The sequence below is a fragment of the Hymenobacter sp. UYAg731 genome, assembly GCF_054061335.1.
The window spans coordinates 313,408-334,487 of record NZ_JBSSEC010000003.1; the positions used below are offsets into that span (position 1 = coordinate 313,408).

The following is a 21,080-nucleotide window of genomic DNA, read 5'->3' on the forward strand; positions in this document are numbered from 1 at the left end:
CGGGCCGTTTTGGCGGCCCGCCAAAGCTTACCTCACTCATTCACCATTTCCCAACTCACCACATCATGGCAGACCATGCAGGCAAAGCCGTCTGGAACGGCGACATCAAAGGCAGCGGCACCCTCAGCACCGATAGCGGCCTCCTCAACGCGCCCTACTCGGTCGGCAGCCGCTTCGAAGGCAAGCCCGGCACCAACCCCGAAGAACTCATCGGCGCGGCTCACGCCGGCTGCTACACCATGTACCTGACCAGCGTGCTCACCAAGCACGGCCACTCAGTGCAGAGCATCACCACGACCAGCACCGTGACGATGAACCCCAACAACGGCCATCCCGTCATCGAGCACATCCACGTTAGCACCGAGGGCCACGTCACCGGCGGCAACATCACGGCCGACGACTTCCAGAAGCACGCCGAAGATGCCAAGGAAAACTGCCCGGTGTCGAAAGTGCTGAGCGCCGTGCCCAAAATGACGCTGGAAGCGAAGTTTGTCGGCTAGGTTTCCTAGCCGAACAGATAGAAGAACGTCATGCAGAGCGCAGCGAAGCATCTTTACCGCAATAGTAAAATTGATTACTTACTGCGGTAAAGATGCTTCGCTGCGCTCTGCATGACGTTCTTGCTTTTGCTGACTCTCGTTCTTTTCGGTCCCTGACAACCGACAACTACTAACTAGCAACTAAATTTGTCGCTATGCCCACTGGTACCACCCGCATCCGCCTCCGCCCCGCCAACACTTCCCGCGTTCCGTTTTGGGGCCAGCTTGCCATCGGCCTGTTCTGGCTGGCCTACGTGGCTTTTGGCCTCTTGAGCAATACCGGGGCGCAGGATTACCACTTTCTGCACTGGGTATTCCTGGTGTTCACGTTCGTCTACCTCGGCTACGTGCTGGTAAACAACGCGCCCATCTTCGGCACCCAGAGCTACCTCGAATTTACGCCCGGCTACATTGTGCATAAAAACGGCCTGTTCCGCCCCAAGCAGGTATTCGCCGCCGAAAACATTGCTGCCCTGGAACTTAAGCCCGCCGTATTGCGCGTACGCCAGAAAGACGGCGAAATCTATGCGCTCAACCTGCGCGAGGTGAAAGGCAAGATGCGCAAAACCCGCTTCCGCGAGCAGGTACGGGACTTTGCCGCCAAGCACAGCCTGCCCTTGCAGGAAGTGAGCCCGACGGCAGCAGCCTAGACTATATTCCTCAGAAACCGAAAGAGGCTCCGAACACTGCACGTGTCTGGAGCCTCTTTTTTGCGTTAACTGCGTCGCAAGTCTTATTTCTTGGCGAACTTCTTCCGCAACTCGTCCACCTGGTCGCGGAATTTCTTGTCCGAATCCACCAAATCCGACACGGTTTGCACCGAATGCATTACGGTGGTATGGTCGCGGCCACCGAAGTGGAAACCAATGGTTTTCAGGGTGTGGGCCGTGTGGTGCTTGGCGAAATACATGGCTACCTGCCGGGCCGTCACCACTTCCTTTTTGCGGGTTTTGTCCTTCAGCAAATCGACCGAAATGCCGAAATAAGCGGCCACGGTTTTCTGAATGAAGTCGAGGTTCACCTCGGCCTCTACTTCCTCGATGATGTGGCGCAGGGCCTGCTTCACCATTTCCAGGTCGATGTCGCGGCGGCTCAGGCTGCTCTGGGCCACCAGCGAGGCGATGACGCCTTCCAGCTCGCGCACGTTGGTATGCACCGAGTTGGCCAGATAATCAACCACATGGTCCGGCGGAATATCAATCCCATCCTGTTCCATCTTGTTGCGGATGATGGCCACCCGCGTCTCAAAGTCCGGGCTTTGCACGTCAGCCGTCAGGCCCCACTTGAAGCGGTTCAGCAGCCGGTCTTCCAGCCCTTGCAGGTCCTTGGGCGGCCGGTCGGAGGTCATCACAATCTGCTTGCCCGACTGGTGCAAGTGGTTGAAGATGTGGAAGAACATCTCCTGCGTCTTGCCCTTGTTGGCCAGAAACTGCACGTCGTCCAGAATCAGGGCATCGACCTGCAGGTAGAAATTTGCAAAATCCTGCACCTGCGCGCGCTGCACGCTGTCGATGAACTGGTTGGTGAACTTCTCGGCCGATACGTAGAGAACGAACCGCTCGGGCGCGGTAGCCTTGATGTGGTTGCCGATGGCCTGCACCAGGTGAGTTTTGCCCAGGCCCACGCCGCCGTATACCATAAGCGGGTTGAAGCTGGTGGTGCCGGGCTTGTTGGCCACCGCGAGGCCGGCCGAGCGGGCCAGGCGGTTGCAGTCGCCCTCAATGTAGTTGTCGAAGGTGTAGGAGCCGTTGAGCTGCGACGGAACTAGGTTGCCGTCCATCGGCCGGGCCTGGTCGAAGGGGTTGCGGGGCGGGGCCATGGTATCGGCTCCGCCGCCGTTGGCGAAGTTGTTGCCGCGCGGCGTGGTGCGCACCGCGCCCGAGTTGACGTAGCGGGCCGAGGCGGCGCGGGCGCTGCCAGCCAGCGGGTTGCCGGCGGGCGTGCCGGGCATGGGCTGGGGCGCGTCGCGCGGGTCGGGCGCGGCCTGCTTGCGGGTGGGCGGCAGGTGCAGGGCACGGGGTGGGGCCTGCTCGTTGCCCTGGTCCACCACCACGCTGTATTCGAGGCGGCCTTCGGAGCCCAGCTGCTGGTAGAGGGCGCGGCGCAGCTCGTCCACGTAGTGCTCCTCCAGCCAGTCGTAGAAATACGCGCTAGGCACCTGAATGGTAAGCACATTGCCCTTCAGCTCGACCGGCACAATGGGTTGGAACCAGGTCCTAAAGCTCTGCTCCCCGATTTCCGCCGAGATGCTGCGCAAGCAGCCAGCCCAAACCGTGCGAAAATCCTTGAGCATTGGAACGATTGAAAGGAAACCGGCAACAAACCGGGAGCAAAAAGAAGACCGAAATGAGCCGCCCGGAGCGGGCGTTATTTTTTAGAGGGGGACAAAATTGTGGAAAACTTCGCACTTAAAAAAGCCGAAATGGGCTTGTTTATATCGTGCTTTTAGCAGGCCGCCCGAACCGGCACCACGGCGGCGCTTGCCAGCCCGGCACGCTTATTTTTTGTTGAAAATTCATAATCCAGCCGGCCCAGGTTGATGCCCGACCAGCCCACCTGGTTGATGAGCGTGGGGTGACCATCGGGACTGGCGATGGGCTCGGGGGCGTCCATGAACGTGTGGGTATGCCCGCCCAGTATGAGGTCGATACCGGAAACCTGAGCGGCCAGCTTGCGGTCATCGAGCTTGGCTTCGGCGTACTTATAGCCGAGGTGCGAGAGGCAGATGACGAGGTCGCATTTCTCAGGACCACGCAATTGGGCCACCATTTCCCTGGCCTTGGCCACGGGGTCGAGGTAAACGGTCTGGCCGAAGTTTTTATCGGCCACCAGCCCGCTCAATTCAATACCAATGCCGAACACGCCTACGCGGATGCCCTGCTTCTCGAACACCTTGTAAGGTGCAAAGCGGCCAGCCAGCGGTGTTTTCGAGAAGTCGTAATTGGCAATGAGGAAGGGGAAGATGGCGTTGGGCAGCTGGCGCTGGAGGCCGTCGAGGCCATTGTCGAAATCGTGGTTGCCGAGGGTGCTGGCGTCGTAGCCCATCTGGCTCATCAGCTTGTACTCGAGCTCGCCGCCGAAAAAGTTGAAGTACGGCGTACCCTGGAAGATGTCGCCCGAGTCGAGCAACAGCACGTTTGGCTCCTTGCTGCGAATATCCTTGATGAGCGCGGCGCGCCGGGCCATGCCGCCCAGCCCGGCCCACTGCCCGCCATTGTCGGGGAAGGGCTCGATGCGCGAGTGCATGTCGTTGGTGTGCAGAATGGTGAGCTTCACCGGAGCCTTAGCACGGGTGGCGGCTTCGGCCGAGTTGGCCAGGCCGCCCAGCACGGTGAGGCCGGCGGTGCCGAGGAGGGAGTTGCGGAGAAATTCGCGGCGTTGCATGATGGTTCGACGGTTAGCGGCTGGCAATTAATTGGCTTTCACCCGGCCTTCGACGCGGGCCGTGATGGGCTGGCCGGCTTTGGTGAGGGCGCGGATGTGGTCGGCGATGGCGGTGCGGAGCAGCACATTGGTGTGGCGCGGCGTGAGGGCCTTGAAGAACGAGAGGTTGTCGCCGCCGGTGGCTAGGTAGTCGGAAATGGCAATGGGATAGGTGCGCGAATCGTTCACATCGAAGGGCTGGCCGCCGATGCGGATGTCCTTGGGCATGCCGTCGAAGGTGACACTGTAGGTAGCGCCGGAAATGGCCATTTTGATGTGGGCCGCGTAGTCGAACAGTTGCTGCACCACCGGGCCGGGCGCGTCGAGGACCACCAACTCGTTTTCAAACGGCATCAGTTCAAACACCGAGCCCAGCGTGACGGGGCCAGCCGCGAAGCCGGCGCGCAAGCCGCCGTTGGTCATCACACCCAGCGCCATGGGCTGCTTGAGCTCGGCGCTGGCGCGGGCGCGCTGCAGGTCGGCCACGAAGTTGGAGAGTGGGTTTTCGCCGGGGCCCTTCACTAGGGGTTGCGGGGCGGTGCCGAGCACCTCGGTCATCTGGGCGGTTACCTTGTCGTGGTAGGGCGCGATGAGGGCGGCAATGGCGGGGTCTTCGGCCTGGGTTTTGCCCACCGCCTGGCTCGTGACGGGCGCGAAATGCGCCGTGGGCGCGTAGGCGGCGCGCTGGCAGGCGCTGGTGGTCAGCAGGACGGCGGCCAGCCAGGTGGCGGCCCGGCGCAGAGCAGGTTGGGTTAACAAATTAGTGAGGGGAATAATGGAAGGGTAAGCCGGCGGACAGCCAAACGGGAAGCCGGGTATCCGCCCGGGTTTGCACGGTGCCATACACGGCTTGCAAAAATACTTTACTCGGGCCAATGCCGGCTCTCCGCCTTCCGGCAGTGGCCCAGTGAGTCCGTCAGCTAGCGGCCGAAATTATAGCCCAGCAGCAACGAAATTGTCTGAGCCCCGCTCAACTGTTTAACTGCCTGCGAGCTGCTGTCAAGCGTATTATAACGGGCTTCGAACTGAAGCGCGCCGGGGCCGGCCGGGACAGTTATTCCCACAGCCCCCGTGGGACCAAAGCCCAGGCTCCGCATTTCTATTTCGCGGGTGGTGGTAGTGGTGCCCACGCCGCCCAGCTTCTGGTTGGTTTCTACAATCAACGCCTGATGCGCGTCGAGCAGCGCTGACACTTCGCCCCCTACTTGGATATAGGGACGCACCAGGCCGCGAGGCAACGTGTAGCGGAGCATCAGGGGGACGCGCACTGTTTGCAGCGTGATTTGCGCATCCCGACTGCTGTTAATGCTGGTTACTATAGCGTTGTAGCGCAGGTACTGGCCTTCGTGAAGCTGTTTCTGGTAGAGCAGCTCGACACGTAGCGCCAGCCGCTCATTGAAGCTGGCCGGGTTAAGAAGCAGCCCGACCCCGAAAACCGGCCGCAGGCTCGAACTCAGGGCTATTTCCCCCTCATCATCGAGCGTGGTAGTGGCGCTTTGCGCGCCCACCACTGCCCCGAAATGAACCTTGGTTCTCCGAGCTGTGGCCGCCACCGAGGCCTGCCCGGGAGCACAGGAATTGTAGCGGTTGAAAATGGCCACGAGCTGCGATTCTTTCAACTCGGCGTTTATCAACATGGGCTGCACCACCGGGCAATCGATGAAAGCGCGGCTCAGCACCTGGCGGAATGGATAGCTCTTCTGCTGCACCAGAACATCGGTCACGGTCACGTTCTGGATGATTTGCACCACCTCGGTTACCGGTCCATCCGTAGTTCGGAAGAAGTACCGACCATTCCCTCCTTCATCAATATAGGAATAGAGCTTGGCTTTTCCCTGCACCAATTGCTGCATAAACAACGTGGTAGGCGCGGCCGACAGAGCCGCCCCGCCGGGGGCCGTGGTGAGGCCGCCAGGCAGCTGGCAGGCTTCGTAGCGGGCACCGCTCTGCAGTCCGTAGGCCTTCAATTCAGTGGGGGTATACTGCGTAGCTGCGGCCCCGGTATTGGCCCGGAACACGCAGAGCAGGCCCATGCGCTGCTGCCCCCGAACATCTATCTCGCCCCGCAGGGAATCGCCGGCGGGCCGCACAATGTAGCCGGGGCGAAAATTTCTTTGAGCCTGCGCGGACGGCGCGGCTACTATTGACAACAGCAAAGTGAACAGTGGGAAGTACTGCTTGAACATAAACCCGAGCTTGGAAATGAGTAGAAAAGAATATCCGGAATGGAAACCAGGGTCAAAGCTACGCCGGCCATCCTGCAAAACCCGTAGTGCCAATGCGGGCGGCGTTGCGCAAGCGGCGGTATCTTTCGGCCCGTTTTGGTTTCTGCCGTCCTTTTTCAGCTGCGTTTTATTGTATGTCCGACACCCTCACGGCCACGCCCGTTTCCTTCGCTGAATTTCCGGCCGTGACCACCGCCGAGTGGCAGGCCCGCCTCACCCGCGAGCTCAAGGGCCAGGACCCGGCCACGCTGCGCTGGCCCCTGCCCGATGGCTTCAGCCTGGAGCCCTTCTACCACCGCGAGGCCCTCGCGGCGCTGGGTGGCCCGCCCGCGCCCCTGCCCCATCCCCTCACGCCCTGGCTGAACGTGCCGGCCCTGACCGTGCCCGCCGGCACCGACGGCCGCGCCCAGATTGACCAGGCCGCCGCTGTCCTCGCCAACGGAGCCGATGGCATTCATTTCATCATTCACGACGTGCCGGCGCTGGCCGTGCATTACCTGGCCGAACAGCTGCCGCTGGCCCGCACCTGCGTGGGCTACACCGTGATGGCCGCCCCCGACGAGCTCCTGAGCCAGCTGGTGGAGGCCGCGCCCGGCACCCAGCTGCGCGGTTTCCTGCGTTTCGCCCCCGGCCCCGTGCCCGAAGGGGCCGAGCTGGCCGACTACCGCGCCGCCCTGCGCCGCTGCGTGCGCCTGACCACCGGCATGCCCGATTTCCGCGCCCTGGCCGTGAACGGGGCCTTTTTTGGCAACCGGGGCGCTACCGCCACCCAGCAGATTGCCTTCACGCTGAACACCGCCGCCGCCCTACTGGCCGAGCTGCCCGACGCCGACACCACGGCCGCCGAAGTAGCCGCCGCCCTGCACCTGCACATCGCCGTGATGCCCGGCTACTTCCTCGAAATTGCCAAGCTGCGTGCCCTGCGCCGGCTGTGGGCCACGCTGTTGCACGGCTTTGGCCTGCCGGCTGAGCTGAACGCCCACCTGCGCATCCACGCCATGACGGCCACCTGGACGCAGACCACCCTCGATGCCCACAACAACCTGCTGCGCCACACCACCGAGGCCATGAGCGCCGTGCTGGGCGGGGCCGATTCGCTGTCCGTGGCCCCGTTCGACTGCCTGTTTGCCGAGGCCAACGAGTTTTCGGCCCGGCTGGCGCGCAACCTCTCGGTGCTGCTGCGCGAAGAGGCCGGCCTGGGCCGGGTGCAGGACCCCGCCGCTGGCTCCTACTATATCGAAACCCTTACCGACCAGCTGGCCCAGGAGGCCTGGACGCTGTTTCAGCGCATGGAAGTGGCGGGCGGGTTGCCGCAAGTGCGCGGCCAGATGCTGGAAGAAATCAAGGCCGTGGCTACCGAAACTTTCCGGCGCATTGCCAGCGGCCAGCAGGTAATTGTGGGCACCAACCGCTTCCAGAACAAGGGCGAACAGTTCCACTTCCACCCCAAAAAACTACTGCGCTCCGCCGATTTCGACGTGACGCGGGCCGCCTATCCCACCGAGGTATTGCGCCTGGCTACGGCCATGCACTTCGAGCGCCGCGACCGCAAGAGCAAGCGCGCCGCCGTGGTACTGCTGGGCGCCAACACCAACCAGGTCATTCTGGACAACTTCATCCAGCTGCTCCAGGCCCACGAGCGGCCCGAGCTGGCCGCCAGCCACCCGGCCGGCACGCTGTCGCTGCTCTACTCCTCGGCCGAGGAGGCCACGCTGATGTACGCCACGCCCGAGCAGTTCAGCAAGTTTGCCCGCTTCATCTACCAGATTCCGACCGAGAAGCAGCAGTTCATCCCGCCGGCCCTGCTCAGCTCCGACCTGGCCACCATGCACGAGGCCGTGCGCGTGTTCGGCTTCCAGGAAATGAAGGTGCAGGGCTATACCACGGAGGAAGTGCTGGCCCGACTACAAGGCCGGTAGCATTAACTGAACGTCATGCAGAGCGCAGCGAAGCATCTTTACCGCCGTAGTAAATGAATTGCATCGCGCGGTAAAGATGCTTCGCTGCGCTCTGCATGACGTTTCTACATCTCAGAATTCCCCACCCATGAAGCCCGACTTCTCTTCGATTCCCTACAACGCTGCCCCGGCCCCCGCCGCCCCCGCTGCGCCCGAAACGGCGGCCACGCTCACGCCCGAGGGCATTGCCATCAAGCCCGTGTACGGCCCGGAGGATGTGGCCCACCTCGACCACCTGGGCTTTGGCGCGGGGCAGGCCCCCTACCTGCGCGGCCCCTACGCCAGCATGTACACGCAGAATCCGTGGACCATCCGGCAGTACGCGGGCTTCTCCACGGCCGAGGCCTCGAATGCGTTTTACCGCCGCAACCTGGCCGGCGGGCAGAAGGGGCTGAGCGTAGCCTTCGACCTGGCCACCCACCGGGGCTACGATTCCGACCACCCCCGCGTGCAGGGCGACGTGGGCAAGGCCGGCGTGGCCATCGATTCGGTGGAGGACATGAAAATTCTCTTCGACCAGATTCCGCTCGACCAGATGTCGGTGAGCATGACCATGAACGGGGCCGTGCTGCCCATTCTGGCCTTCTACATCGTGGCGGCCGAGGAGCAGGGCGTGAGCCCCGAAAAGCTGGCCGGCACCATTCAGAACGACATTCTGAAGGAGTTCATGGTGCGCAATACCTACATCTACCCGCCCGCGCCCAGCATGCGCATCATCGCCGACATCTTCAGCTACACGGCGGCGAAGATGCCCAAGTTCAACAGCATTTCCATCTCGGGCTACCACATGCAGGAGGCCGGCGCTACCGCCGATTTGGAGCTGGCCTACACCCTGGCCGATGGCCTGGAATACGTGCGCGCTGGCCTCGCGGCGGGCATGAAGATTGACGAATTTGCCCCGCGCCTGAGTTTCTTCTGGGCCATCGGCATGAACCACTTCATGGAGATTGCCAAGCTGCGCGCCGGCCGCCTGCTCTGGGCCAAGCTCATCAAGCCCTTCAACCCCACCAACCCCAAAAGCCTGGCCTTGCGCACGCATTGTCAGACCTCGGGCTACTCCCTCACCGAGCAGGACCCTTACAACAACGTGGCCCGCACCGCCATCGAGGCCCTCGCGGCCGTGCTCGGCGGCACCCAGAGCCTGCACACCAACGCCCTCGACGAGGCCATTGCCCTGCCCACCGATTTCTCGGCCCGCATTGCCCGCAATACCCAGCTCTACCTCCAGCACGAAACCGATGTGACCAAAGTGGTGGACCCCTGGGGCGGCAGCTATTACGTCGAAACCCTCACCCACGAGCTGGCCGACCGCGCCTGGGCCCTCATCCAGGAAGTGGAGGAGCTGGGCGGCATGGCCAAGGCCATCGAAACCGGCCTGCCCAAACTGCGCATCGAGGAAGCCGCCGCCCGCAAGCAGGCCCGCATCGATGGCGGCCGGGAAATCATCGTGGGCGTGAACAAGTACCAGACCACCGAAAAAACGGAGGTCGAAGTGCTCGACATCGACAACGACGCCGTGCGCGAAAGCCAGATTGCCCGCCTCAAAACCATCCGCGCCACCCGCGACAACGTGGCCGTGAAAGTGGCCCTGGCCGCCATCACTGAGGCGGCTGGCGCGCGCCTCAGTGAATTAAAAGTTAAAAGTGAAGCGTTAGGAGTTGAGGCCGGAGCCTCTGCTGAATCAACTCTTAACTCAAATAACCTCCTCGCCCTGGCCGTGACCGCCGCCCGCGCCCGCGCCACCCTCGGCGAAATCTCCGATGCCCTCGAAGCCCAGTTTGGCCGCCACCAGGCCACCACGCGCACCGTGGCCGGCGTGTACTCGCAGGAGATGAGCCACAACGCCGCCTTCGAGCAGGCCCGCGCGGCAGCCGAGGAATTTGCTGCCCGCGAAGGCCGCCGCCCCCGCATGCTGGTGGCCAAAATGGGCCAGGACGGCCACGACCGGGGCGCCAAAATCATCGCCACCAGCTTCGCCGATGTCGGCTTCGACGTCGACATTGCCCCCCTCTTCCAAACCCCCGCCGAAGTAGCCCGCCAGGCCGCCGACAACGACGTACACGTCGTGGGCGTGAGCAGCCTCGCGGCCGGCCACAAAACCCTGCTCCCCCAGCTACTCACGGAGCTGCGGCAGCTCGGCCGCGAAGACATCCTGGTCATCGCCGGCGGCGTCATCCCCGCCCAGGATTACCAGTTCCTCTTCGATGCCGGCGTGGCCGGCGTGTATGGCCCCGGCACGGTCATCGCCACCGCCGCGCTGGAGATTCTGTCGAAGCTGGGGGAGTAAACCCGCTTATCTTTCGAGTATGACAGAGCGTTTGATAATCCGCAATTTCGCCGGGCTGGAAGAAATCGATATTGAACTTGGACGGATAAACATATTTATCGGCCCACAGGCGAGCGGGAAGAGTGTGTGCGCGAAATGCTTGTATTGGCTTAAGGCTTTTTTGCCAGATTTACTTGATTCATCCAGGTCTGGTGACGACAAGCGTACGTTCGACACAACGTGTATAAATACCTTTAAGGAATATTTTCCAGGAGTTTGGAGGACTGACAAGCACTTATTGATACGCTATGAAATAGCTGATTATTTTATTCAGCTAGAAAATATAAATGGAAAATTAAAATTAAATTATTCACCTTTTTTTGTTGAGATAGCAAAAATCAACAGACAGGAGCTTTTAGCTGCTGGTAAGGCAGGTTATAGGAGCACTTCTTATCAATGGGAATCAAACCGTTCAGTACAAGCCATGGACGCTGTACGGGATGAGGTTGGCGATGCAGCAGACCTTAGACAATCATTTATTCTAGCAGGCCGTTCTTTCTTTTCTGCACTGAAAGGAGCGACATTGACATTCCTTGCACAGGCTCCAGTTGTAGACCCATTCCTACGACAGTTTTTGAGTTTATATGAGTTAACTCGCCGCTATTTTCTTAACAATAATATAAGCAATAATAAAGACCTTAGCTCTTTATCCGCACACATTATAAAGGGAAAGATAGAAATAAGAGGAGAAGAGGAATTTATTATCAGTCCTAGTGGGCGGCGTAGTCCATTAGCTTATGCATCGTCTGGACAGCAAGAAGCTTTTGCATTACTTCTCATTCTTCTTTACATCGGCATGGAAGGAGAATCTTTAGAAAAACAAGCTGTTTATATAGAAGAGCCCGAAGTACATCTCTATCCAGATTCACAATGGGCAATAGTTCAATTAATGGCTAGTGTATATCATGAAAGCGCTTTTTCACTCCAATATGTTATCACCACGCACAGCCCTTACCTCTTATCTGCTTTCAACAATCTTATTCGGGCTCATCAATTGGCCGAGCAATTCAAAAACTCTCCTGAGCAGTTAAAGGCGCTCTACCGCATTGTACCGAAAAATCAGCAACTAGCCCTAGAGAACTTCCGCGTCTACGCCCTCGCTGATGGCAAAGCCCGCTCCATCATCTCCGCCGAGGACGGCTTGATAGTGGCCGACAAGCTGGACGAAGTATCGGAACGGATTTCGCAGCAATTTGACAAGCTGCTGCACTTAGAAGCCCAAGCCGCTGCGGATGAAAAAGCCCGCTAAGACGGCGCGGGCCGTCCTGCGGCTGGTGCTGGAAGAAGAGCGTAGCAAGTTCATCCTGGTCCACCCCGCTACTATAGCAGTACAATGCATAAAAGTAGATAAGCACCTGCCGCCGGCCGTGGTGCAATGCGACTATGTAGTGGTGCTGCCAACCCAGGCATTGTATGTAGAGCTGAAAGGCAGCGACGTGGAACATGCCGCTGAGCAATTGAAAAGCACACTGACCAACCTGAAAATAGCAATGGCAGCAAAGTTGTTTTTCATCATTCACCACCATTGCCCGCTCCCGGCTACCAAGATTCAGCAAATGAAAACCCGGTTTTTCAAGCAGACGGGCCACTTACTTGAGGTTCGCAAAAGCCCTCATACCCACACGCTGTAGCTTCTCCCCCCAGCTAACCTCAGGCCCGCCCCACCCGGCGGGCCTTCTTTTTGCCCGATGCCCCTTTCCGGGCCACCGCTATGGGTTTCCGGGGTGCCGATGCCGGTTTCCGGGCCTCCGATGGGGCTTGCCGGGGCTCCGATACCGGTTTCCGGCCTTCCGATGGGAGTTTCCGCCGTTCCGATGACGGTTTCCGCCATTCCGATGATGATTTCCGCCGGCGGAAACCGTTGTCGGAACGGCGGAAACTCCCATCGGAATTCCTACCTTGGGCGCTCACTTTTCCCATTTCATTTTCAGTACCATGCAAAGAGCTACCGCAGTGCTTCGGCATTACTCCCAACCCGATGCCATGATGCGCCAGGACATGCGCACCATGCACGAACACTACACCACTAACCAGGCGGCCTTCCTGGCCTTCAACCCCGAGTTTGATGCGGCTTTCGGCACCGATTGGCTGGCCGCCATCGACGCGGCCGATGCTGCCCCCGACCGCACCGTGCGCACCGGCGAGCTGATGGAGGACACCGCCGAGGTGGAGGACGTGATGGGCCGCGCCCAGGCCGCCGCCCAAACCCTGTTTTACTACGTGGGCCGCGCCTACCCGCACAACGCCGGCCGGCTGGCCACCTACGGCCGCAGCACCTACGAAGCCGCCCGCAAGCAGCACGACAAGATGCGCACCCTGCTCCAAACGGCTTTCACCTCGGCCACCCGCGACAAAACGGAGCTGGTAAAAAAGGGCTACACCGCCGCCCAACTGGCCACGCTGGGCACCCTCGTCACGGAGCTGGCCGACACCAACACGACCCAGGAAGTAAAAAAAGGCACCAACACCGAAGGCCGCGACCACTATGTGACCGTCCAAAACCTGGCCTACGGCTACGGCCAGGAGGTGAGCGCGGCGGCCAAGGTGCTCTTCGCCGCCGATGCCGCCACCCTGAAGCTGTTTCGGCTGAGCGGGCCGGCCGCGCCCGCTGGCCTTGAAACCCACGAGCTGACCGTGGCCGCCGGCGGCCTGGGCAGTGTGCAATTCACAACGCCGCTGCTGGCCACCACCCGGCTGCACCTGCGCCTGGCCGTGCCCCAGCCCGCGCAGGAGGCCCTGGTGGGCCGCGTGGTGGCGGCTGGCAACAGCCTCCGCGCCCACGTTACCCTCACCACCGGCGGCAGTGAGCAAGACACCACGGCCGAAGCCCTGGGGCCGGACGGCCAGTGGCTGGAGGTGTTCAACACCAGCAGCACGCCGGTGCGCGTCGAAATCGCGGTGCTGAAATAAACCGCCCGATTTCCCACAAAAAAGGCCCGGATGCGATATCCGGGCCTTTTTTATTAAAGACAACACCACGCCTAGCGCACCAGCAGCGGGGCCGTGGCGGGCTGGCCGTTGCCCAGGGTGGCGCGCAGCTGGTACAGGCCGGGAGCCAGCCCGGCCAACGACACCGGGCAGTCGCCGGCCGTGGCGGGCAGCGCCTGCTGGCGCACGGCGCGGCCCAGCGCATCGAGCAGGGCCAGCTGGCCGCCGCCCACCGGCAGCCGCACCGTGACGATGCCGCTGGCCGGGTTGGGATAGGCCGCCAGCACGAGGCCGGCTGCGGCAGCGCGGGTGGCCAGCACGCCGCCGGCCGTGAGCTTGGCCAGGAAGGCATCGGTACCGCCGGTGGAGGTGATGCTTCCGAGCGACACCGTGGTAATGAGGATACCGGTGACGTAGATATTGCCGCCCGCATCGGCCGCCAGGCCATAGCCCACCGACCCCATCGGGGCCGTGCCCACGGCGCGGTCGGCCCACACGGCATTGCCCTGGCTATCGAAGCGGGCCACGAACAGCTGCTGGCCGACGGACGTGAGCGTGGTGGCGCCAAACACCGCCGTGCCCCCAAACTGCCCGGTGGCGTAGTAGCCGCCCCGGCCATCGGCCACCACCTTGTAGGCAACGGTGGCACCGGTGCCGGTGGCGGTGATGCGCCGCGACCATTGCCGGACGCCCTGGGGGGTGAAACGGGCCAGGTAGATGTCGGGGGTGCCGCACACCACGGCATTGCCGGCGGCATCCACGGCCAGGCCGCCCACGTTGCGGGTACTGGCATCGGCCACGGCCCACACGGGGGCAGCGGCGGCATCAAGCTTGCAGAGAAAGCTGTCGGTTGACGAGGAAAAGGCCGCCGTCAGGGACGTAGCCCCGAAGGCCACCGTGCCGTAGAAGCCCCCCGCGAGGTAAGCATTGCCCGCGCCGTCGAAGGCCAGGGCATTGGGGAATATGGTGGCCGAAAACACCGAAGTGCCCACCTGGGTGGCCACGTTGGTGCCCTGCAAGGGGCTGCCCGTGGGCGAAAGCCGGTAGAAGAAGCAGCCGGAGGTGCCGCTATTGGTTACGGCCACGCCAAAATTGACATAGCCACTATACCCCCCGGCAATGGCCACATTGCCGGCGGCATCGGTGGCAATGCACCGCACGCTGGTGCTGGTGCCCCCGCCCTGCTTGGCCCATTGCAGCGCCCCCTGCGGCGAATATTTGGCCAAGAACGAATCGGAAGCCGCCGAAAGCGTGGTGCCCCCCAGCGTGACGCTGATGGCAAACGGCCCGGTCAGGTACGCGTTGCCTGCGGCATCGACCGCCAAAGCGCCGAACAGATTGGTACCCGCGCAGTCGAGCTGCGTGGCCCAGAGCACAACACCAGCAGCGCTGTATTTGGCCAGGAAAACATGCGACCGGCCAGCCCCCGCCGTGAGCGTGACCGAGCCCAGCGTGAAGGTATTTTCAAAGGTCCCCGTCACGTACTGGCTGCCGTCGGCGGCGACGGCCACCTCGGTGCTTGAGCTGGTGCCGAGGGTGGAGGCACCTCGCTGCACGCTGGCCCAGGCAGGGGCAGGGGCCGTTTGGGCGCGGGCGACGGGAGCAGCCAGCAGGCCCGCAATGGCCAGCAGCAGTAGGCAGGCCCACCGGGCCAGAGAGATAGTAGCAGTACGCATACGCAATTGGGTAGATGGGGAAAAATGTGGATAAAAGGCCCCACCCATTTACAAATGTAGGGAGCTGGCGGCCGGATAAAAACGGTGAAGAATAGCAAGATTTTGTTTTATTTTTTGCACATATAAATAATAAATTTTATATATTTAAACATCTGATATCAGCAGCTACCGCCTGGAACCCTTCAGGACCCGCCGCACAAGGGTTGCTGAAACAGTCCATTCCATCCTTTCATCCCCCTTTCCATTACCCCGATGAAACCACTCCTAATGCTCTGTTTGCTGCTGGCCGGCTCTGCCCTGCGCGCCCAGCCCGCCGCCTGGACCTATGCCCTGCCGGCCACCGCCAGCGTGGCCGCCGTGGCCGCCGATGCCGACGGCAACACCTACGTCACGGGCAGCTTCGTGGGCGGCTCCGCGCAGCTGGGCGGCACCACCATCAGCAGCAGCCTGCCGGGCCGGTGCCTCTACCTGGCCAAGCTGAGCCCCCAGGGCCAGGTGGTGCGCGTGACCAAGCTGGAGGGGGCCGAAGCCGGCAGCAACACCACCGGCATTGCCGTGGACCAGGACGGGAACACCTACGTCAGCGGCCGGCTGCACGGCACCATCACCTACCCCGGGGGCCAGACGGTGGGAGCCATTGCCGAAAACGGCGGCTACTCCATGCTGCTGGTGAAGTGCGGGGCCAACGGCCGCGTGCGCTGGGTGAAACAGGCCCACGGCGGCCAGGGCGCGCCTTACGGGGCCAGCTACGGCACGGGCGTGGCCGTGGACCAGGCCGGCAACAGCTACCTGAGCGGCGACGTGACGGGCGGCACCGTCTACGTCGATGCCCTCACGCTGGGGTCGCACCGGCGCGATGGTTTCCTGGCGAGCTACGACCGCAACGGGCAGGTGCGCTGGGCCAAGGCCCCGAACAGCATCCGGGGCTCCTCGGGGTCGTGCGGGGCGCGGGGCGTGGCCGTGGACCAGGCCGGCCACTGCTACCTCAGCGGCTACAGTGCCGGCGGCTGGCGCCTCGATGGCCTGACGGTGCCCATCGACGGCGCTTCCGACTACCTGGCCCTGTTCGACTCGGGCACCGGGCAGGTGCAGTGGGGCAAGGGGGTGCCCAGCAACAACCCGGGCGGGGCCCTGGCCATTGACAAGCAGGGCGACGCCTGCATTGGCGGCGATTTTGTGGGCACGGCCGATTTCGGCGGCGGCCTCACCCTGACCAGCACCACCCCCACCGGCTACGTGGCCCGCTACGACGCCACCGGCGACGTGGACTGGGCCACGCCGCTCAACAGCCTGGTGAAGGGCGTGGCCGTCGACCAGCAGTCGCGCAAGGTCTTCGTGACGGGCAGCGCCGGGACGCAGGCCTTTGTGGCCCGCCTCGCGGCCAATGGCCGCGTGCAGCAGCAGGACCTGGTGGGCGGCCCCGGCACCAGCGGCGGCAGCAGCCTGGCCCTCGATGACCAGAACAATGTGTACACCGCCGGCTCCTTCACGGGCAGCTGCCACTTCGGGGCGCTGGCCCGAAACGCTGCGACGGCGCAAGGCTACCTGGCCCGCTACGGCAGCCGCCAGCAGAACCGCAGCGGGAGTCAGCCCCAGCCCAACGACGGCGACGATTCCCGGGCTGCCGCCCTCCACTTATTTCCCAACCCTGCCCAAAACCAGCTCACGCTGCGGCTCGACTACGCGGCCCCGGCCGGGCACGCCACGCTGTATGACCACCTGGGCACGCCGGTAGCCACGCACGCCATCCAGCCGGCCGCGGCCGATGTGCGCTTCGATACCTCGGCCCTGCCCGCGGGCCTGTACGTGCTGCGGGTGGCGGCGCAGGGCAAAACCACCACGCAGCTGGTCACAGTGGAGCACTAGCGCGCGGTGGGCCTTACCTTGTGCGCCCCGGCCCGCTGCAACAGCGGGCCGGGGCGTCATTCTTTTTCCGCGTTGCTATGCACTTGCTCAGCCAGTTGCTCATCGGCCTGGTGGCCCTCATTCACGGCTACATTCTGTGGCTGGAAATGTTTGCCTGGACCACGCGGGGGCCGAAAACCTTCCGCTCCCTGCGCCCCGAGCTGTTTGAGCCCACCAAAGTGCTGGCCGCCAACCAGGGCCTCTACAACGGGTTTCTGGCCGCCGGCCTGGTCTGGGCGCTGCTGATAACCGACCCGGCCTGGCACCGCAACGTGGGCGCGTTCTTCCTGGGCTGCGTGGCCGTGGCCGGCATATACGGCGCGTTCACGGCCGGGAAACAAATTCTGCTGGTGCAAACCGTACCCGCGCTGCTGGCCCTGGCGGCCCTGCAGCTGGCCTGATTGCGGCGCTTAGCTAGTCGCGCGAGCGGAAGGCAAAGGGCACCGACATGGTGCGGGCCACGCGCACGGGCTTGCCGCCCACGAGGCCGGGCGTCCACCAGGGCATGAGGCGAATCACGCGCAGGGCTTCTTCGTCGAAGCCGTGGCCGCAGCCCTTGGCCACTTCCGCATCGACGATGCGGCCCTGCTGGTCGACCACAAAGCTCACGTACACCATGCCCGACAGGCCCTGCTTGAGGGCTTCTTCGGGGAAGTGGGCTGTTTGGCGCACGAAGGCGTAGTAGGCCGACTCGCCGCCGGGAAAGGACGGCAGCACTTCCGAAAACTTGAGCACCGTGGCCGGACTGGCCACTTCGACTTCGGCGGCCGGGGCCACCGGTACCGGGCCGGTGGGCGCAGCCACGGCTTTGGTGAGCGACTGCATTTTCACGGTCAGGGAGTTGCCGGCCGCTACGGCCAACGTCTGGTCGCGGTAGCCCTGGCACTTGAACAGCAGCACGGACTTCACGCCGGTGAGGGCCAGCAGGAAATCGCCGGCGGCGTTGGTGCTCGTGGCCTGGGGAGTGCCCTGCACCGCCACAAACACGCCCGGCAGCGGCACCCCCACCTCGTTGGTAACGCGGCCCGCTACGGCGGGGGCCACTAGAGGAGCCGTCAGGCCGGGGTTGGCTTTCGGAGCCGGCACCGGGCTGGCAGCCAGTAGTTGCGTAACGACAAGCAGTGTAGAGAGCAGCATAGGGGTGGGGTTTTGGGTAGGAAATGGTTGTTTACAAAGCGGGGGCGCGTGAAAATCCGTTGGTTACTTTAGCCACAATCGTTTTCGGCAATATGTGGCGAGTAGGTGGCTGAAACAGGCCAGAACCTGGTCACACCAATTGATTTTTTCCGGGCATAGTGTTCATGACTGCCAGAAAGCAAACGTTTGCCTGTCTTACTTAATTTATAAAAATGAGGCCGTCAGCATTCGCCAACCGTTCGTTAACTGCGTTTATTTCAAGGCAAATTAACGATAAAAAGCACAAATACCAAAAAAATAGCTCACGCCCGCCGCTAATAGCTTCAAAAAATATTCATAATCCATGATTAAATCAAGTCATATTCATAAATGCATTATTTCAAGTAAAATTTTATAGCAGTCGGTTTCACCGGAAATATGGCATGACCAAGACGGCGCGCACGCAAAAGCCCCGCCAATACGCCGGCGGGCGTGGTTGGCGGGGCTTTTGCGGCAGATACAGTGCTGGGGTGCTGGGGGCCAGAAATTCCGGGGGGCTACCCTGCCGCCTGCGGCTCGCCGCCCAGCAGCGTCCAGGCCTCGGCATTGCCCTGCTGGCCAGCCAGGTGCAGGGCGGTGAGGCCCCGGGCATCGGTAATGGAGCGGTCGGCACCGGCGTCGACCAGCAGCCGAATCAACTCGTTGCGGCCAAACATGGTGGCGAAAATGAGGGCTGTGGAGCCGCTGGCATTCCGGAGGTTGAGGCTGGCCCCGCGAGCGATGAGCAGCCGGGCAATGGCGGGGTAGCCTTTGAAGCTGACGCCCATCAGGGCGGTGTTGCCGGCGGCATCCTGGGTGTTGGGGTCGGCCCCGGCGTCGAGCAGAAAGGTGGTGGCCTCGGCGTGGTCTTCGTAAGAAGCCAGCACGAGGGGCGTGAAGCCTTTGGGGTTGGTCATATTCACGGCGAGGCCGGTGGCCAGCAGCTCGCGCAGGGCGGGTACATCGCCGCGACGGGCGGCATCAAACAGCAGGTCTTCGGGGCGGGCGGAGGTAACATCCATGAATGGGGGGAATCAATCTGATAAGCAATAGGGAACGGGCGGCGGGACCGGGCGGGCACCCCGGCGCGCTCACCCTTACGGATTGCGGCGGCATTTGATATGCGGGGCGGCATTGGCGGCGGGTTTTCGGCCTCAGAAGCAGAGCAGAATAACGAGCGTCAGAATGGTGAGCAGGGCACCCACGGCGGCGGTGTTGACGTAGGTTTCGGGGGAGTGGCCGGGCCAGGTGCCCACGGCCGCCACGGCCGCCAGCAGCAGCGGCAGCAGGAAAAAGGTGCCGTAGATGGTGCCGCCGTAGGGCTGAAAAGGGGCCGGGCCGTCGGGCGAGGCGGGGGCGCTGATGCGCTGCACGATGCCCAGGATGGGCGTTTGCCACACGCTGATGGTTTCGCCAGCGCGCACGCGGTAGCCAATGGCGCTGGGCAGCCGGAAGCTGGTGTGGGCCGTATGTACGCGGTAGGCCAGCTCGGGGGTGGAAAGCGCGGCCGGCACGGATACCGGGAAGCGGCTCTGCACGGTTTCGTGGGGGTATTGGCGCAGCGGCAAGGCCCAGTCGAGGCCCAGCAGCAGGCAGCAGGCCAGCAGCGCCACGTTGAGGCTGCGGGCAATGCGGGCGTAGTGGTGCCGGCGCGCCTCGGCGGCGGCGTAGTGGGGCGGCAGCGCGGGCGCGGGCTCCCGGGCCAGCAGCACGTCGTAGGCCAGGCGGCGGCGCGGATTGCCTACAATGCCGTAGCCGGCCTCTACCTCGGCGAGACGGGCGCGCATGGCGGGGTCGGCCAGGGCCAGGCGCTTGAGGCGGGTGCGCTGGGTGAGGTACGCCTGGTCGATTTGGGCGGCCGTGGCCGTGGTCCCGACACCCAAAACGCGGTAGTAATTCTGCATAACCCAAAGCACGACAAGGCCCTAAAGTACATGACCGGCCGCAATTGCGGAAACGCGGCCGGCCGGGCGCTATTGCCCGGTACGCGCCAGGGCCGTACTTCGCGGCACCATGAGTGCCTCCCCTGCCGCCCCCGCGCTGCCCCATTCCTCCAGCACCGGGCCTTTGGCGGCCTGGAGCGTGCTGGAAGTAGCCCAGGTGCGTGGCCGCTCGCGGCTCATCGCCTGCAAAAATATTCAGCCGCTGAAGCTGCTGCAGCCGGCCGCGCCCACCAGTGCCTGCCAGGTGGTGCTGAGCAGCTACGGCGGCGGCCTGGTGGCGGGCGACGTTATCCGGCTGCGCATCACCGGACAAGCCGGCTCGCGGCTCGTGCTCACCACGCAGGCCAGCACGAAGGTTTTTCGGTCCATTGATGGGGCCGTGGCCGAACAGCACACCGTGGGCGAGCTGGGCGAAAACGCGCTGGCCGTCATCTTCCCCGACCCGGTGGTGCTGCAAGCCGAAAGCCGCTACCGGCAGGTGCAGGAGTGGCACCTGCAGCCCACGTCGCTGCTGCTGCTGGTGGATTGGCTTCACTCCGGCCGCATGGACCAGGGCGAGCGGTTTGCCTTCACGTCGCTGCATTCGGAGCTGCGGGTGCGGGTGGCGGGCCGGCTGGTGGTGCTGGACCGGTTTGGGTTTGAGCCAGCGGAAAACATTGCCGCCTCGCCGGCCAACTTCGCGGGCTATCAAACCTTCTTCTCGGTGTTTCTGGTGGGCAGCCCCGATGATGCGCGGTTCCGGTTTTTGGGGGAAATGCTGGCGCGACAGCAGATGCCCGACAGCACGGGGCCGCACTTCAGCATCAACGGCCGCGAATGCGTGGTTTCGGTGGCGCGGGCGCGGGCAACCGTGTGGGTGCTGCGGGCGGCGGCGCACAGCCGCATGGCCTTGCAGCCGCTGTGCGAGGAGATTCTGGCGGCGCTGGCCGATGCGCAGCTGCTGGGGTATAACCCACTGGCACGGAAGTATTGATGTAGCGTGGACGCTGCGAGTCCACGCTA

At 63.0% G+C, this 21,080-nt stretch carries 18 protein-coding genes; 10 read left to right on the top strand and 8 right to left on the bottom strand.

The window, feature by feature from the left end; all coding sequences use genetic code 11:
* Window positions 1-65: 65 nt before the first annotated feature.
* Window positions 66-500, top strand: coding sequence for an OsmC family peroxiredoxin (locus ACVWYF_RS09425; protein WP_457067094.1), 435 nt, complete (start codon window positions 66-68; stop codon window positions 498-500).
* Between the two features lie 194 nt (window positions 501-694).
* On the top strand, window positions 695-1,189 hold the full coding sequence (locus tag ACVWYF_RS09430; RefSeq protein WP_457067096.1) for a hypothetical protein: 495 nt from the start codon (window positions 695-697) through the stop codon (window positions 1,187-1,189).
* 83 nt (window positions 1,190-1,272) lie between these two features.
* Here the strand turns inward: ACVWYF_RS09430 and dnaA are convergent, their stop codons facing one another.
* From dnaA to ACVWYF_RS09450, 4 genes are all read right to left on the bottom strand, one after another.
* On the bottom strand, window positions 1,273-2,832 hold the full coding sequence (gene dnaA / locus ACVWYF_RS09435; protein ID WP_457067098.1) for a chromosomal replication initiator protein DnaA: 1,560 nt from the start codon (window positions 2,830-2,832) through the stop codon (window positions 1,273-1,275).
* A 152-nt stretch (window positions 2,833-2,984) separates the two neighbouring features.
* On the bottom strand, window positions 2,985-3,923 hold the full coding sequence (locus ACVWYF_RS09440; protein WP_457067100.1) for a bifunctional metallophosphatase/5'-nucleotidase: 939 nt from the start codon (window positions 3,921-3,923) through the stop codon (window positions 2,985-2,987).
* Between the two features lie 27 nt (window positions 3,924-3,950).
* Window positions 3,951-4,721, bottom strand: coding sequence for a 5'-nucleotidase C-terminal domain-containing protein (locus ACVWYF_RS09445; RefSeq protein WP_457067102.1), 771 nt, complete (start codon window positions 4,719-4,721; stop codon window positions 3,951-3,953).
* Window positions 4,722-4,882: 161 nt separating this feature from the next.
* A complete protein-coding gene (locus ACVWYF_RS09450; protein ID WP_457067103.1) occupies window positions 4,883-6,118 on the bottom strand; it encodes a porin family protein in 1,236 nt (411 codons plus the stop codon).
* Between the two features lie 203 nt (window positions 6,119-6,321).
* Here ACVWYF_RS09450 and ACVWYF_RS09455 point away from each other — a divergent pair, with 203 nt between their 5' ends.
* The 5 genes from ACVWYF_RS09455 to ACVWYF_RS09475 all read left to right on the top strand — a co-directional run bounded on the left by ACVWYF_RS09455 (window position 6,322) and on the right by ACVWYF_RS09475 (window position 13,381).
* Window positions 6,322-8,106 (top strand): methylmalonyl-CoA mutase family protein, encoded by a 1,785-nt coding sequence (locus ACVWYF_RS09455; protein ID WP_457067106.1) that lies wholly within the window; start codon window positions 6,322-6,324, stop codon window positions 8,104-8,106.
* Between the two features lie 127 nt (window positions 8,107-8,233).
* Window positions 8,234-10,432, top strand: a complete 2,199-nt coding sequence (gene scpA / locus ACVWYF_RS09460; RefSeq protein ID WP_457067108.1) for a methylmalonyl-CoA mutase — start codon at window positions 8,234-8,236, stop codon at window positions 10,430-10,432.
* A 19-nt stretch (window positions 10,433-10,451) separates the two neighbouring features.
* On the top strand, window positions 10,452-11,720 hold the full coding sequence (locus ACVWYF_RS09465; RefSeq protein WP_457067110.1) for an AAA family ATPase: 1,269 nt from the start codon (window positions 10,452-10,454) through the stop codon (window positions 11,718-11,720).
* The gene (locus tag ACVWYF_RS09470) at window positions 11,704-12,102 is read left to right on the top strand and encodes a hypothetical protein (protein WP_457067112.1); all 399 of its coding nucleotides are present in this window, start codon (window positions 11,704-11,706) and stop codon (window positions 12,100-12,102) included. The genes ACVWYF_RS09465 and ACVWYF_RS09470 overlap by 17 nt, the downstream gene beginning before the upstream one ends.
* A gap of 304 nt (window positions 12,103-12,406) precedes the next feature.
* On the top strand, window positions 12,407-13,381 hold the full coding sequence (locus tag ACVWYF_RS09475) for a hypothetical protein (RefSeq protein WP_457067114.1): 975 nt from the start codon (window positions 12,407-12,409) through the stop codon (window positions 13,379-13,381).
* Between the two features lie 71 nt (window positions 13,382-13,452).
* Here the strand turns inward: ACVWYF_RS09475 and ACVWYF_RS09480 are convergent, their stop codons facing one another.
* Complete coding sequence (locus ACVWYF_RS09480) at window positions 13,453-15,075, bottom strand: hypothetical protein (RefSeq protein WP_457067116.1); 1,623 nt, start codon at window positions 15,073-15,075, stop codon at window positions 13,453-13,455.
* A gap of 252 nt (window positions 15,076-15,327) precedes the next feature.
* Between ACVWYF_RS09480 and ACVWYF_RS09485 the strand changes: the two genes are divergently transcribed.
* Window positions 15,328-16,941 (top strand): T9SS type A sorting domain-containing protein, encoded by a 1,614-nt coding sequence (locus tag ACVWYF_RS09485; protein ID WP_457067119.1) that lies wholly within the window; start codon window positions 15,328-15,330, stop codon window positions 16,939-16,941.
* Between the two features lie 77 nt (window positions 16,942-17,018).
* Window positions 17,019-17,381: a DUF1304 domain-containing protein gene (locus ACVWYF_RS09490; RefSeq protein WP_457067121.1), complete on the top strand. Its 363-nt coding sequence runs from the start codon at window positions 17,019-17,021 to the stop codon at window positions 17,379-17,381.
* 13 nt (window positions 17,382-17,394) lie between these two features.
* On the opposite strand, the gene ACVWYF_RS09495 is transcribed toward ACVWYF_RS09490, so the two are convergent.
* The 3 genes from ACVWYF_RS09495 to ACVWYF_RS09505 form a co-directional block, all read right to left on the bottom strand.
* Window positions 17,395-18,117: a TonB family protein gene (locus ACVWYF_RS09495; protein ID WP_457067124.1), complete on the bottom strand. Its 723-nt coding sequence runs from the start codon at window positions 18,115-18,117 to the stop codon at window positions 17,395-17,397.
* A 536-nt stretch (window positions 18,118-18,653) separates the two neighbouring features.
* Window positions 18,654-19,157 carry an ankyrin repeat domain-containing protein gene (locus ACVWYF_RS09500; RefSeq protein WP_457067127.1) on the bottom strand — a complete coding sequence of 168 codons (504 nt, stop codon included), beginning with the start codon at window positions 19,155-19,157 and terminating at the stop codon, window positions 18,654-18,656.
* Between the two features lie 132 nt (window positions 19,158-19,289).
* Entirely contained in the window at window positions 19,290-20,039 is a 750-nt protein-coding gene (locus ACVWYF_RS09505; protein WP_457067129.1) for a J domain-containing protein, read from the bottom strand.
* 109 nt (window positions 20,040-20,148) lie between these two features.
* On the opposite strand from ACVWYF_RS09505, the gene ACVWYF_RS09510 reads away from it, so the two are divergent.
* On the top strand, window positions 20,149-21,051 hold the full coding sequence (locus tag ACVWYF_RS09510; RefSeq protein ID WP_457067131.1) for an urease accessory protein UreD: 903 nt from the start codon (window positions 20,149-20,151) through the stop codon (window positions 21,049-21,051).
* Window positions 21,052-21,080: the final 29 nt, after the last annotated feature.

What these genes read in the sequence shown, in the direction of transcription:
- ACVWYF_RS09425 (WP_457067094.1), top strand. Translation starts at nt 66, where the DNA reads ATGGCAGACCATGCAGGCAAAGCCGTCTGGAACGGCGACATCAAAGGC.
- ACVWYF_RS09430 (WP_457067096.1), top strand. Translation starts at nt 695, where the DNA reads ATGCCCACTGGTACCACCCGCATCCGCCTCCGCCCCGCCAACACTTCC.
- dnaA (WP_457067098.1), bottom strand. Translation starts at nt 2,832, where the DNA reads ATGCTCAAGGATTTTCGCACGGTTTGGGCTGGCTGCTTGCGCAGCATC.
- ACVWYF_RS09440 (WP_457067100.1), bottom strand. Translation starts at nt 3,923, where the DNA reads ATGCAACGCCGCGAATTTCTCCGCAACTCCCTCCTCGGCACCGCCGGC.
- ACVWYF_RS09455 (WP_457067106.1), top strand. Translation starts at nt 6,322, where the DNA reads ATGTCCGACACCCTCACGGCCACGCCCGTTTCCTTCGCTGAATTTCCG.
- scpA (WP_457067108.1), top strand. Translation starts at nt 8,234, where the DNA reads ATGAAGCCCGACTTCTCTTCGATTCCCTACAACGCTGCCCCGGCCCCC.
- ACVWYF_RS09465 (WP_457067110.1), top strand. Translation starts at nt 10,452, where the DNA reads ATGACAGAGCGTTTGATAATCCGCAATTTCGCCGGGCTGGAAGAAATC.
- ACVWYF_RS09470 (WP_457067112.1), top strand. Translation starts at nt 11,704, where the DNA reads ATGAAAAAGCCCGCTAAGACGGCGCGGGCCGTCCTGCGGCTGGTGCTG.
- ACVWYF_RS09475 (WP_457067114.1), top strand. Translation starts at nt 12,407, where the DNA reads ATGCAAAGAGCTACCGCAGTGCTTCGGCATTACTCCCAACCCGATGCC.
- ACVWYF_RS09480 (WP_457067116.1), bottom strand. Translation starts at nt 15,075, where the DNA reads ATGCGTACTGCTACTATCTCTCTGGCCCGGTGGGCCTGCCTACTGCTG.
- ACVWYF_RS09485 (WP_457067119.1), top strand. Translation starts at nt 15,328, where the DNA reads ATGAAACCACTCCTAATGCTCTGTTTGCTGCTGGCCGGCTCTGCCCTG.
- ACVWYF_RS09490 (WP_457067121.1), top strand. Translation starts at nt 17,019, where the DNA reads ATGCACTTGCTCAGCCAGTTGCTCATCGGCCTGGTGGCCCTCATTCAC.
- ACVWYF_RS09495 (WP_457067124.1), bottom strand. Translation starts at nt 18,117, where the DNA reads ATGCTGCTCTCTACACTGCTTGTCGTTACGCAACTACTGGCTGCCAGC.
- ACVWYF_RS09500 (WP_457067127.1), bottom strand. Translation starts at nt 19,157, where the DNA reads ATGGATGTTACCTCCGCCCGCCCCGAAGACCTGCTGTTTGATGCCGCC.
- ACVWYF_RS09505 (WP_457067129.1), bottom strand. Translation starts at nt 20,039, where the DNA reads ATGCAGAATTACTACCGCGTTTTGGGTGTCGGGACCACGGCCACGGCC.
- ACVWYF_RS09510 (WP_457067131.1), top strand. Translation starts at nt 20,149, where the DNA reads ATGAGTGCCTCCCCTGCCGCCCCCGCGCTGCCCCATTCCTCCAGCACC.